11 protein-coding genes are annotated in these 12,538 nt (G+C 74.2%); 2 read left to right on the top strand and 9 right to left on the bottom strand.

Annotated features, from left to right (window positions below):
• Positions 1-103 precede the first annotated feature (103 nt).
• The 5 genes from EFE23_RS11830 to EFE23_RS11810 all read right to left on the bottom strand — a co-directional run bounded on the left by EFE23_RS11830 (position 104) and on the right by EFE23_RS11810 (position 6,248).
• Complete coding sequence (locus EFE23_RS11830) at positions 104-1,465, bottom strand: pectate lyase (protein WP_233600951.1); 1,362 nt, start codon at positions 1,463-1,465, stop codon at positions 104-106.
• 214 nt (positions 1,466-1,679) lie between these two features.
• The gene (locus EFE23_RS11825; RefSeq protein WP_123240945.1) at positions 1,680-3,467 is read right to left on the bottom strand and encodes a glycoside hydrolase family 15 protein; all 1,788 of its coding nucleotides are present in this window, start codon (positions 3,465-3,467) and stop codon (positions 1,680-1,682) included.
• A gap of 42 nt (positions 3,468-3,509) precedes the next feature.
• Positions 3,510-3,902: a cupin domain-containing protein gene (locus EFE23_RS11820; protein ID WP_123240944.1), complete on the bottom strand. Its 393-nt coding sequence runs from the start codon at positions 3,900-3,902 to the stop codon at positions 3,510-3,512.
• Between the two features lie 266 nt (positions 3,903-4,168).
• Positions 4,169-4,573, bottom strand: a complete 405-nt coding sequence (locus EFE23_RS11815; protein WP_123240943.1) for a hypothetical protein — start codon at positions 4,571-4,573, stop codon at positions 4,169-4,171.
• Between the two features lie 334 nt (positions 4,574-4,907).
• Positions 4,908-6,248, bottom strand: a complete 1,341-nt coding sequence (locus EFE23_RS11810; RefSeq protein WP_123240942.1) for a cellulose binding domain-containing protein — start codon at positions 6,246-6,248, stop codon at positions 4,908-4,910.
• A gap of 175 nt (positions 6,249-6,423) precedes the next feature.
• Here EFE23_RS11810 and EFE23_RS11805 point away from each other — a divergent pair, with 175 nt between their 5' ends.
• Positions 6,424-7,551, top strand: coding sequence for a beta family protein (locus tag EFE23_RS11805; RefSeq protein WP_199737025.1), 1,128 nt, complete (start codon positions 6,424-6,426; stop codon positions 7,549-7,551).
• On the opposite strand, the gene EFE23_RS11800 is transcribed toward EFE23_RS11805, so the two are convergent.
• Positions 7,535-7,816 (bottom strand): HesB/IscA family protein, encoded by a 282-nt coding sequence (locus EFE23_RS11800; RefSeq protein ID WP_123240941.1) that lies wholly within the window; start codon positions 7,814-7,816, stop codon positions 7,535-7,537. The two genes, EFE23_RS11805 and EFE23_RS11800, sit on opposite strands and share 17 nt — an antisense overlap.
• A 320-nt stretch (positions 7,817-8,136) precedes the next feature.
• Here EFE23_RS11800 and dacB point away from each other — a divergent pair, with 320 nt between their 5' ends.
• Positions 8,137-9,720: a D-alanyl-D-alanine carboxypeptidase/D-alanyl-D-alanine endopeptidase gene (gene dacB, locus EFE23_RS11795; RefSeq protein WP_123240940.1), complete on the top strand. Its 1,584-nt coding sequence runs from the start codon at positions 8,137-8,139 to the stop codon at positions 9,718-9,720.
• A 47-nt stretch (positions 9,721-9,767) separates the two neighbouring features.
• On the opposite strand, the gene EFE23_RS11790 is transcribed toward dacB, so the two are convergent.
• From EFE23_RS11790 to EFE23_RS11780, 3 genes are all read right to left on the bottom strand, one after another.
• On the bottom strand, positions 9,768-10,076 hold the full coding sequence (locus tag EFE23_RS11790; protein ID WP_123240939.1) for a hypothetical protein: 309 nt from the start codon (positions 10,074-10,076) through the stop codon (positions 9,768-9,770).
• Positions 10,077-10,212: 136 nt separating this feature from the next.
• Positions 10,213-11,109 (bottom strand): hypothetical protein, encoded by an 897-nt coding sequence (locus EFE23_RS11785; protein WP_233600950.1) that lies wholly within the window; start codon positions 11,107-11,109, stop codon positions 10,213-10,215.
• Between the two features lie 143 nt (positions 11,110-11,252).
• A complete protein-coding gene (locus tag EFE23_RS11780) occupies positions 11,253-12,455 on the bottom strand; it encodes a hypothetical protein (RefSeq protein WP_123240938.1) in 1,203 nt (400 codons plus the stop codon).
• Positions 12,456-12,538: the final 83 nt, after the last annotated feature.

The following is a 12,538-nucleotide window of genomic DNA, read 5'->3' as shown; positions in this document are numbered from 1 at the left end:
GGCCCCTTCTTAACACCGGAGGCGCTCATCCGACCTCCTCGGCCGCGCGGGCCGCGGGGCCCGGTGTCACCACCGGGCCCCGCGGCTCACGCCTCCCGGCGATTCAACGCCAGGTGATGTCGGACTCGGAGTAGATGCAGTTCACCCCGTCGGCACCCGCGCCGATCTCGGTGGGCTCGCTGCCCTTCGGCACACCCTTGTACTTCACGCAGATCCGCGTGCTGTGGCTCGGGTCGTTGAGGATGGTGATCCGGGTGAACCGGGCGGTGTCCCCCCAGTTGGTGTTGATGCCGGCGAGCACCTTGGTGCCGGTGGCGGTGACGTTGTCCATCACCACGTGCCGCTGGTAGGAGGTGGAGCAGTTGCCGCAGGCCCGGTAGAGCTTGCCGGAGCTCTCCACCCGGAAGTTCTTGATGTAGACGGTGCCCGGCCCGTTGTGCTGGAACACCTTGTCGCTGGCCGACCGGGCCCCGCCGCCGTCCACGGTGTAGGTGGTGCCGCCCAGGAAGGTCGCGGCGTCCTCGCCGACGTCCTCCCACCAGACGTTGACCAGGGTGCAGTTGCCGAGGCAGTGCACGCCGTCGCCGGCCGGCGCGCCGATGATGACATTGCGCAGGGTGGCACCGGCGGCCAGCTCGAACATCGGATCCTGGCTCTCGGACTGCCCGCCGTCACCGATGCCGTAGTAGCGCTTCATGCCGCCGTCGAAGCCGCTGCTGGAGACGGGGATGGTGGCGTCCACCTTCACGCTGGACGTGGGCGTGGGCCAGGACGTCGAGGGTGGGGTGGAGGTGGTCGGCGACGCCGTCGGGGACGAGCTGGTCGGCGGCGTGGTCGGGGTGGAGACGGACGAGTCGACGGTCACGTCGTCGAAGCTGCCCCCGGCGTACGCGGTGACCAGGGCGATCCGGCCGGCGTCCGCCATGGTGTTGCTGCCCCCGCCGACCTGGGCCCCGTTGACATAGCCGCGGATGGTGCTGCCGCTGGCCTCGATCTTCAGCGTGTACCAGGTGCCGGTGGACGCCCCGACCGACGCCGAGCCGAGCGAGGTGATCTGGCTGCCGTTGACCGCCTGCAGTTCGGCCCGGCCCGAGCCGAGCAGGGCCAGCCGGTACATCTTGGTGCTGCTGCTGGCCCGGGCGGCGAGCCCGACCAGGGCGCTGGACGAGCCGAACGCGTTCGGCCGGACCCGCGCCTGCACCTGGTAGTCGGTCCAGCTGGTCTGGCCGGCGAACTGCCGGGCCAGCTCACTGCCGGTGTTGGACTGGGTGAACGCCCCGTCGGCGACGGCCCAGGAGCCGCCGGACTTCGACCAGCCGGCGGCGTCGCCGTCGGAGAAGGTGTCGGTGAAGACGGTGGCGGCGAACGCCGACGTCCCCATTCCGGCGGCGAGTGCCGCGACGGTGGCGCCGGCGCCCACCGCGAGCAGCAGTGGGCGGCGGCGTCTGGCCCGGGTGATCTGCACGGTTGTCCTCCTTGGAGCGGGTGGTGGTGGACCGTCGCGGCGGAGGGTCGGCGCCTGGCCACGGTCGCGACGATCGGTGCCCCGCACGGAGGCGTGGGTCTCCGGGAGCGGGGTGACGAGGAAGGGAAGCTCAGGAAAGGGCTTTCCCGTACCAGCAGGCTAGGCGCGGGCAGACATCGACGTCAATCCTTACGGTTTGCAGGAATGTTGCAGGTCAGTCCGTACTCGGGTCGGTCAGCCGCCAGGCCGCGTTGATCAGCCCGATGTGCGACAGGGCCTGCGGCGTGTTGCCGAGCTGCGCACCGCTGTCCAGGTCTATCTGCTCGGCGTAGAGGCCCAGGTCGTTGGCGTGGCCGAGGACCTGCTCGAACAGCGCCGCGGCCCGATCCGGCTGCCCGGCCATGGCCAGGCACTCCACCAGCCAGAACGAGCAGAGCACGAAACCCGCCGGATCGGTGTTCCAGCGCCGTACCAGGCCGTCGTCGGTGCCCAACTCGCGCGCGACCACCTCGATGGTGGAACGCATCCGCGGGTCGGTGGCCGGCAGGAAGCCCACCACGGGCAGGAACAGCGCCGAGGCGTCCAGCTCCGCCGAGCCGAACGCGCCGGTGTACGCGCCGATCCGCTCGTTCCACCCCTCGCGCAGCACGGTCGCGCGGATCTCGTCGCGGACGGCCGCCCAGCGGCGCGGGTCGGCCCGCTCCCCGAGCCGGGGCGCCAGCGCCACGGCCCGGTCCAGGGCCAGCCAGCAGATCGCCTTGGAGGACACGTAGTGCCGCTCGGTGTCGCGGGTCTCCCACATGCCCCGGTCCGGCAGCCGCCAGGTCGACGCGACCTGCTCGGCCAGCCCCACCACCATCTCCCGCAACTCCTCCTCGAACGTCTCGCCGAGGTAGTCGTGCAGCCGCCAGACCGCCGCGATCACCTCGCCGGGCACGTCGAGCTGCCGCTGCCGCCAGGCGTCGTTGCCGACCCGTACCGGCCGGCTGTCGGCGTAGCCGCGCAGGTGGGCGCAGTCGTGCTCGGAGAGGTCCCGCTCCCCCTCCAGCCCGAACAGCACCGGCACCGGCTGGTCGCCGATCCGGCCGATCGACCGGGCCGCCCAGGCGAACAGGCGGGACGCCTCGTCCGGGCAGGCCGCCACCCACAGGGCGCGCATGGTCATCGCGAAGTCGCGCAGCCAGGAGTAGCGGTAGTCGTAGTTGCGATCGCCGCCGAGCTGCTCGGGCAGCGACGTGGTCAACGCCGCGGCCACCGCGCCGCTGCGGGTGTAGGTGAGGCCGATCAGCACGGTCGCGCTGGTGCGGACCTGCTCCGGGTAGCGGCCCGGGTAATGGTGGGTCTCCCGGAACGCCTCCCAGGCGTGCACCGTCTCGCTCAGCGCGACGAGCGGGTCCAGCCGGGCCGGCGGGTCCCCGTAGGCCCCGGCGTACGCCAGGTCGAAGCCGACGGTCTGGCCGGCGGCCACCTCGAAGGTGTGGGTGACCCGGTCGCCGTCGTGGCGCAGCGCCTGGCCGGTGCCGCGCAGCACCAGCGCCACCGGCCCGGCGGTGGCCAGCACCCCACCCTCGGACCGGTCGTGCAGGTACGGGGTGAGCAGCCCGTACTCGGGGCGCGGGGCGAAGTCGAGGTGCATCCGGACCCGCCCGGTGAGGCCCTCGACCACCCGCAGCAGCACGGCGGGGGAGTTCATCCCCAGCTCGTGACCCCGGGCACCCACCTCGGCGGCGAGCGCGTCGGTGACCGCGACGCTCCCCTCCGGGGTGTGGTGGACGGTCCGCAGCACCAGCGTGTCCGGCCGGTACGCCCGCTCCACCCGGCCCGCGGCCAGCGGGGCGATCCGCCAGTGCCCGCCGGCCGGGTCGAGCAGGCGGGCGAAGACCGCCGGCGAGTCGAACCGGTCCGGGCACCACCAGTCGACCGAGCCGTCCCGGGCGACCAGGGCCCCGGAGCGGCAGTCGGAGAGGAATCCGTAGTCGGAGATCGCCGGCTGGTGCGCCACCCGCCCCGGGTACCCGGGGCGGTCCGGTTCAGGCCGGCGCCGTCAGGCGGTGGGCGGCTCGTCGTGGCCGGCCGCCTCGGCCGCGTCGGCCTCCTCCTTGGTCCGGTGCACGGCTCCGTCGGCGTGGTCGGGCGGGCCGTAGACGGTGTAGAGGACGAGCGGGTTGGGGCCGGTGTTGACGAAGTTGTGCTTCGTGCCGGCCGGTACGACCACCAGATCGCCGGAGACGACCTCCTTCCTCTCACCCGCCACCCGGGCCTCACCGGTGCCACTGACGAAGGTGAGGATCTGGTCGATGCCCTCGTGGACCTCCTCGCCGATCTCCCCGCCGGGCGGAATCGTCATGATCACCAACTGGGTGTGCCCCCCGGTCCAGAGCACCCGGCGGAAGTCCGGGCTCTTCTCGGCGACGGTCGCGATCGTGAAATGCTCCATGGCGCGCTCATACCCGGTGCGTCCGGGAATCACGCCGGGACTTGCAGATGGCGGAATTCGCCACCCGTCCCGGGTTTGGATCCCCTCTGGACGGGCATCTGCTGCCCCAAGACCGGTGCACGCTGGACCGGTCGAGCCAGGTCCCCGCTGTCGTACCGCCGTACGGCTGCGGTGGTGGGAGACGGCCAGAGCGCGGCGACGTTACGACCCCGGTCGGACGGCGCCGTGCGCTCGTCTGTGCGCCCCCGCCGTCCGGCACCGCGCCGTCAGGCGAGGACGGCCAGGTGGAAGGGGCGGTCGACGTGCTCGCCGCCCCCGTACGTCTCGACGAACACGGCGTTGGGAATGCCGGTCCGCGGCGCGACGGCGACGGCGCCCTGCGGGGCGAGCTTGCCGCCCGCGGCGGGTCCCACGGTCCCGACGTAGCCGGCGTGGGTCACGTCCTGGTCGAAGACGACCTGGTACATGCCGGCGGCCAGCCGGGTGACGGAGGTGGCGCCGAGCCCTCGGACCAGGGTGCCGTCGGCGCTGACCACCGCGAAGAGCACGCGGGCGCTGGCCGGCAGGCCGGCGGGGGTGCAGCTGGTGATCTGCGAGTCGGCGCGGGCGACCTCCTCCGCGCCGGGTACGGGCTGCCCGGCCGCTCCTCTCCTGGATCTGGTGCTGGACATGGCGGTCCTCTCTACCGGACCCGGGGCGCCGGCGGTGAGGGTGGGTTGTGGACCCCGGGCGATCCCCCGCGATCACCCTCCGTGCTCCCGAAGTTATGTCGGTGCACCGCCCGCCAACCACCGACAGCACTGTCCGATCATGGACAGCCGCCCGTCCTGAGCTGCTGATATTCGGCCAGCGAGGGCACCAGCAAGGTCAGCGGCCGACTTCCGGCACCGGCACCCATGCCAACGCAGCGTAGCCGCAGCCTGGTCGTCCGGTCCCGGCTCGACCCCCGGTCACCGGCACCCGCAGGGGGCCCGGGCGGCAGGTGCCGCCCGGACCCCGACGCGGTCAGCGCAGGGCGCAGGTCAACCCGGTCGGCGGCTGGTTGTCGCCGGTGACCACGAGCCCCCAGCTGGTGCTGCCGCCCGGTGCCAGGCTGCCGTTCCAGTCCGCGTTCGTCGCGGTCACCTGCTGGCCGGACTGGCTCGCGGTGGCGTTCCAGGCGCTGGCCAGGCGTTGCCCGCCGGGGAAGGTGAACCCGCTGCTCCAACCGGTGGCCGGCGCGGTGCCGGTGTTGCGCACCGTCACCTCCGCCTGGAACCCGCCGGTCCAGCTCCCGGTCACCTTCCACGTCGCGGCACAGCCAGCCGACGGCGAGGGCGGGACGGTGGTCGGGGAGACCGTCGGGCTCGGGGAGGCCGTCTGACTCGGGGACTCCGTCGGCGTCGGCGAGGCCGTCGGGCCGGTGCCGTCCGAGGTGGTGTAGGCGACCGGGGTGTACGCGGCCGAGCAGGTGCCACCGCACGAGGACGGCAGCGAGAACCGGTACACCCGGCCGTTGTTGATCAGGGCGTCGGTGACGTCGCGGACCCGGATCTGGAAGTCGGTGCCGCCCGAGGTGGTCGCCCCGATGACGTACGACTGGCCCATGTCGCTGTTCATCGTCGCGGCCTTCCACACCCCGTCGGCCAGGTACTCCACGCCGTGGATGCCGTTGGCCAGGTGGGACACCGCGATGGCCGGCCAGTACCGCTGCGCGCCCTGGAGGAAGCCGATCCGGATGTCGCCGGTGTAGTTCGGCGCGGGCACGAAGGACCAGGAGACCTGCCGGTTGTTCCAGTGGTTGGGGTACATGTCGCCGACCGGCGTCCCGTTACGGGCGAAGCGGTTCAGCGAGGCCGTGGCCAGGTCCAGGTGGTACGGGTCGTCCCGGCACCAGGCGTTGCCGTCGCCGCAGGAGTCCGCGACGAGCATGGTGAGGGTGGCCCCGTCGTAGCCGTCGGCGACCCAGGAACCGTTGCGGCAGAACGGCTGGCCCGGGGCGCCGTCGTTGGTGCCGGTGCAGTAGTCGCCAATGGTCACCTTGACGTACCGGCCGCAGTTGAGGCCGTTGTTCCACAGCCCGATCCGGTCCGCCTCGGACGGCGGCAGCGGGCGGGTCGGGTAGGACGAGTAGTCGCCGGGCAGGTTGTAGACGTTGAGGGCGAGGAAGTCCTGGCTGTCCAGTTCGGACTGGGGCAGGCCACAGCCGCCGTACGGGGAGCCGAGGCCGTCGAAGTGGGTGGCGTTGCCGGTCACCGGCCCGGGCGGGTCGCTGACCGCGGCGGCGGGCAGCTGACCGGCGACGAGCAGGGCGGCCGCGGCGGCGGCCAGGGCCGCGACGAGCAGGCGGGTGCGCGAGGTCGACATGGAGGAAGGCCTTCCGGGCGGGCCGACCCGGGCAGGGTCGACTCAGGAATGGTCATGGATGCCCGTGTCATGCCCGGCGGTGCCCGCCCGCCCATGCCATCACCCGCGGTCGATCGCTGTCAACGATGTCCCGAAAGCCCTGTGAGCGCGGCGATTCCGCCCGCTACATTGAAGTATGGTGCCCGCCCACGGGGGTCGGGCGGCGGAGCCGGTCTACCGTCCGGTGCTGGTCGGCCGCCGGGGTGAGCTGGAGGCGTTGGCCCATCTCGACGACGCCACCGTTCCGCTGCTCGCTCCGGTCATCGACGTCCACGTGGTCGACCCGTGCACGGTGGCGCTGCTGGGCCGGCTGCCGGCCGGACTGCTCCCCGCCGTCGACGTCTCGACCCTGCCGGACGAACCGGAGTGCGAGCCGGTCCGCTGGGGCGTACCCCTGGTGCCGGTGATCGGGCTCGCGGAGAGCGACCGCCGGGTGGCGGCGCACGGCGCGGCGGCGCGGGCGTACACCCGGCGGGCGGTGGTGCGGCTCCGGGCCGGCCAGGCCCGGGCCGGCCCGGACGCGACGACCGCGGCGGTGGAACGGGTGTGGCGGCTGGCCCGGCTGGTGCCCGAGCAGTGCGACCTGCTCGTTGACGCGGAGGACGTGTGCTGCCCGGCCGACGTCCGCCTGGCCGGCCCCCGGGTCCGGCGGCTGGTCGACTGGGCCCGGCGGCACGCCTGGCGCTCGGTCACGGTGGTGGCCGGCGGGATGCCGCCGACACTGACCCGCCTCCCCACCGACGAGCCGGTCCGCCTCGACCGCTTCGACTGGCGGCTCTGGCAGGACCTGGCCGATCTCGGCGTCGGCTACGGCGACTACGGGGTGAGCCCGGCGGCGCCGGACGCGGACGGGCCGGGCGACCGGTTGCCGACGCTGCGGTACACCACGGACGGGGCGTGGTGGATCTACCGCTGGTCGCGGCGGGGCGGGCGGGGCGACGAACGCCTCGCCGACCTGTGCCGGACGCTGGCGTCGGCGCCGTGGTGGCCGGCGGCCGGGGCCGGCTTCTCCTGGGGCGACCACGAGATCCTGCGCCGGGCCCGGCGCGGCGCCGGGGCCGGGTCACCGGCGAACTGGATCGCCTGGAGCACGTCACACCATCTGGCGCACGTGCTGGCCGCGCTGCGGGAGCCGCGCGGCGGGAGCCGCGCGGCGGGCCCTCGTGGGCCGGGCCGGAGGCGCCCGCCCGGGGCCGCGCCGGCCGGTCGACCCGGGGCGGCGAGCACCGCCGGGCGGGGTGAGGCCGTCACTCCTTCTCGGTGAAGCCGAACTGCACGACTCCCTCGTCGTCGACGACCGCGTCGACGGAGGTGTCGTTCAGCAGCTGGGCGGCGTCGGCGTCGAGGAAGATCCGGGCGCCCTGGTTGTCGACCACCTGGTCGCCCTGGGCCGGCTGCTCCACCAGCTCGATGGAGAGCGAGCCGGCGTCGGTGTCGGCGGCGATCCGCAGCCCGCCGGCGTCGGCGACGTCCTGCTGGGCGGCGAGGTCGCGGATCACCAGGACGGCGTTGTCGGTCATGGTCAGCATGGCGGGTTACTCCTCATGGCTGCTGCGGGATGCGGGGCGGGTCGGCACGGACCGCGCGGGCCCGGAACGCCCCAGAACGGCGAATGGGTCTTCGCCCGACAGAACGGGGCAGCTCGAACATGCCCCTCCGCCTACGGTCCCCCCTGACCCGCCATCCGTCAAATAGAGCCGGGTCAGTCGACAGCGTGCCGGCGCGCCTCGGCCACGAACAGGTGACCAGCGGGTTTCCGGACCCGGATCGGGGGTAACCGGAGGAGTTTCGGAAATAACTTTCGCCGCGGGCCCTTCTCTGGAAGAAAGCTCCATGGCAGCATCGACGCATGCATCGTCGTCTCTATCCTCAGGCGCTCGCGGTGCTGGCGCTGGTCGCCACCGCGGCCACCGCCGGCGCGCCCACCGCCACGGCCGGCGCGCCCACCCCGGCGCAGTTGCGGCTGAACGCGACCATCGACGCGGTCCTCGCCGACGCCCGGCTGGACGGGGCACAGGCGGGAGTGGTCGTGGTGGACACCACCACCGGGCGGACCCTCTACGACCGGAACGGGGAACGGCGTCTGGTGCCGGCCTCCAACACCAAGCTGCTCACCTCCACCGCCGCGATGGAACTGCTCGGGCCGGGCCACCGCTTCACCACCGACGTCGCCACCTCCGGCATCCGCCGGGCCGGGCTGCTCTCCGGCGACCTCTACCTGCGCGGCGGCGGCGATCCCACCATGCTGGCCGCCGACTACGACCGGCTGGCCGCGCAGGTGGCCGCCGAGGGGGTCCGGATGGTGGCGGGCAACCTGGTCGCCGACGACACCCGCTACGACCGGACCCGGCTTGGCCCGGACTGGACCTGGGACGACGAGTCCTACTACTACGCCGCCCAGGTGTCCGCGCTGACCGTCGCCCCGGACACCGACTACGACGCCGGCACGGTGATCGTGCACGCCGCCCCGGCCGGCGAGGCCGGCGCCCGGCCGGAGATCACCATGACGCCGCCCAACGGCTGGCTGCGGATCGAGAACCGGGCCGAGACGGTGGCCAGCGGCGAGACGACCATCTCCTTCGAACGCGAGCACGGCGGCAACACCATCGTGGTGACCGGGCAGATCGCCGTCAGCCAGGCCCCGGAGAGCGACTGGATGACGGTCTGGGAGCCGACCGGGTACGCCGCTGACGTCTTCCGCTCGGCGCTGCAACGGCACGGGGTCCGGATCCTCGGCCGGACGGTGCTCGGCCGGCCCACCCCGGACGGCGCGACGACGGTCGCCCGGCACGACTCGATGCCGCTGTCCGAGCTGATGGTGCCGTTCCTCAAGCTCTCCAACAACGGCCACGCGGAGGTGCTCACCAAGGAGCTGGGCCGGGTGCTCTCCGGCTCCGGCACCTGGGACGCCGGGCTGGCCGCGATCAGCGAGTACGTCGGCGACTCCGGAATGGACACCGGGACGCTGCGCCAGCGGGACGGCTCCGGCCTGTCCCGGCGCAACCTGATCCCGCCGGCCCAGTTCGCCTCGCTGCTGTCGACGGTGCGCGCCGAGCCCTGGTTCGACTCCTGGTACGCGGCCCTGCCGGTGGCCGGCGACGCCGAGCGGTTCGTCGGCGGGACGCTGCGCAGCCGGATGCGGGGCACCGCCGCGGCGGGCAACGTGCACGCCAAGACCGGCAGCCTGACCGGCGTGTCCAGCCTCTCCGGCTACGCCACCGACGCCGACGGCCACCTGCTGGCCTTCTCGGTGGTGTTCAACAACTACCTGACCTCGTCAGTCAAGGGGTTGGAGGACCAGATCGCGATCGCGCTGGCGTCGTACAGCGAGAAGGCGACGACCACGGCGCGGCTGGCGGTGCCGACGGCGCCGGAGTCGCCCCGGGTGCCCGAGGGCCTGGAGTGCTCCTGGGTGAAGCCGACGGCGTGCTGAGCGGCGGCCGCCCCTGCCCGCGCGGGACCGGGCAGGGGCGGCCGCCGTCAGGCGCCCGGGCGGTGGGGCCGCGGGACGGCGGCCGGGTCGCCGCGTTCGATCAGGGCGTCGATCTCGGCGGGCGGCAGCCCGTGCAGCGCGAGCACCCGGCGCCCCCACCGGTGCAGCCGGCACGGGTGCGGGCTGGCGTCGTTGCGGCAGATGGTGCCCCCGGACCAGCGCCGCGGCGCGTGCACGACCACCGCCCGCACCGCGAACTGCGCGTCCTCACCGGTCACGTACGGCGGCAGCGGGATCTCCCGCAGCACCTCACCGGACGGGTCGGCGGGACGGACGACGGGGGCGGTGCTGCTCATCGGACGTGCCTCCACAGAGGATGGTCGGGCGGGAACACCCGAACGGTACGACGCCCCGCCCCGCCCGCGACGGACAAACTGTCCCGGGCCCGGCCGACGCGCCGGCGTCGCGCGACAGGGCCCGGGCACCGGGACTTCAGCGCAGCGCGACCGCCTGCAGGCTGACGTTGCCGCAGTCCCCCATGGACTCCTCGACAGTCCAGCTCAGCAGCAGCTTCGCGCCCTTCGGCGCGCGGAACCGGATGGTGAACTCGGCGGTCCGCACGGTGTGCGGATCCTCCAGCCGTACGCTGCTGGCCGGGCCACCGCCGGAGAGCCGCAGGTCGAGGCGGGCCCGGGCCATCCACAACCCGGCGTAGAGGCGGACCGTGCGCTCCCGGCCGTCGGCGGCGACGGCGAGGCTGAAGCCGCTGCCCTTGCCGCAGGTGTAGACCCCGGACATGGTTCCGCTGGCCGACTCGACCGGGGTGCCGTCCCGCCAGGTGTACGCCTCCGGGTTGTTGCTGTAGCTGACCCGCTCGCCGCGGCCGCCCTCGTCGCGGATCTCGCCCGATCCGTTCCGCCGGTGGACCGGAGCGCCGGCGCCGAGGAGTCCCCAGTGGACCCAGTCGGTCGGGCCGGCGGCGGTCAGGTCGACCAGCGCCGGAACGTCCGCCTGACCGACCGTGAGCAGCGGCGGGACCGCGGGAGTGGTCGACGTGGAGGGCGACGGGCTGGGCGACGGCGGGCGTTGCCGGGGTCGCAGCCCGGGTGTCACGACCCCGCTGTCCGCGCCGGACGCGCCCGGGGCGGGCAGCTCTGGCCGGCCGCCCGCCGGGCCGGGCAGCACGCCGCTGCGCTCCTCCCGGGGCGTCGCGTGCTGCTCGGTGCCCAGGTAGACGACGACCGCGGCGAGGCAGACGAACGCCACCAGTGCCTCCAGGAGCCAGATCCGCCGCTGGCGGGCCCGGAGCAGCCGGCGGGCCTCGGACCGCGTCCGCCCGTGCGGGTACGAGGTCCGGCCGTCGACCGGACCGTGGTCTTCCTGCCCCACCTGACCTCCACTCGCCGCCGCGCCCCGGCCGTCGGGGGCGGGCGGGGCGGGGCCCGCTTCACATTTCCATCTTTCGGGGGCGATGCGCCATATGTCGGCGGGGATGAATTTCCGCTTGGTCACCGGACGGTAGTGGCGCGGCGTCAACTGACCGTGAGCGCCTCCATGGTCACGCCGTCGTTCTCCCCGCCGACGACGGTCAGCGCCCGCCAGGTGATCAACAGCTTGGCGCCGCGCGCCGCGCGGAAATGGATGACGTACTCGTAGAACCGGTCGCCGGCGGCGAGCGCCACCTCGCGGACGGCCGGGTCGCCACCGTTGGAGAGGCGGACGTCGAGCCGGGCGCCCGCGGAGAAGGTGCCGACGAAGAGCCGTACGGTCCGCAGGTCGCCGCTGCCGGCCACGCTCAGCGAGAAGCTCCGGCCGGCACCGCGCTGGAACACCCCGTACCGGGTGCCGTCCTGCCGCGCCGTCGGCGTGCCATCGGTCCAGGCGTAGCCGGAGACGCTGGCGGCGTGCTCCAACCGCGGGCCGCCCGGGGCGGTGATCTCCCCGGTGCCGGTCTGCTTGCGCTGCACGCTGCCGCCGCCGAGGCCACCCCAGTGGATCCAGTCGCGGGTGCCGAGCGCGGTCAGGTCCACCAGCGCCGGGACCGGCTGCTGGTCCACGCTGAGCAGCGGACCGCCCGGGAAGGCCGGGTTCCCGGTGACCGGCACGACCGTCGGCGGCGGCGCCGTGGCCGGCGCGGAGGCGGCCACCGTGGGCAACTCCGCCGGCACGGTGGGCGTGCCGCCGGGGCGCGGCCCCCGATTGGCGTACGCCAGCGCCAGCACCAGCGCGGACAGCGCCACCGCGGACAGCGCCACCCGACGGCGACGCCGACGGGCGCGGGCCACCCCGACCCGGGTGACCGGCCCGTCCGGGGCCGCGCCGACGGCCACCCGGACCTTGGCCGCCGCCGGACCGACCAGCTCGGCGAGCCGTTCCGTGACGCTCTCCCGGGCCGAGTGCCGGACCGGCCCGGCGGGCGCGGCCGGCGGCCCCGCGAACTCGCGGTCAGGCGGCGGCCCGGCGCTCTCATGGTCAGGCGGCGGCCCGACGCTCTCGCGGCGGGGCGACGGGGCGACGGTCTCAGGGTCAGGCGGCGGCCCGACGCTCTCGCGGTCGGGCGGTGGGCCGGCGGGCTCCGCGTCCACCGCCGCCCCGGGCTCGGCCCGGGCGTCCGGGCCGGTCGGCAGCCGACGCGGCACGGCCGGCGGGCGCGGCTCGCCATCCGGCCCGGCCGGTACGGCGGGAAGCCACCCTCCGACCCGGATACCGGTCTGCGTGAGTTCCTCCTCGGCCACCGACCCCTCCCTCGGCCACCGGCGCCGGCGATCGCGCCGTGGTCCGCCGCAGGGAGAATGACACACGTCTCGATCTCCGAGAA

The organism is Micromonospora solifontis, assembly GCF_003725545.1.
GTDB classification, from domain to species: Bacteria; Actinomycetota; Actinomycetes; order Mycobacteriales; family Micromonosporaceae; genus Micromonospora; species Micromonospora solifontis.
The sequence above is the reverse complement of the archived record's forward strand: the minus strand, read 5'-3'. Positions and strand labels throughout refer to the sequence as shown.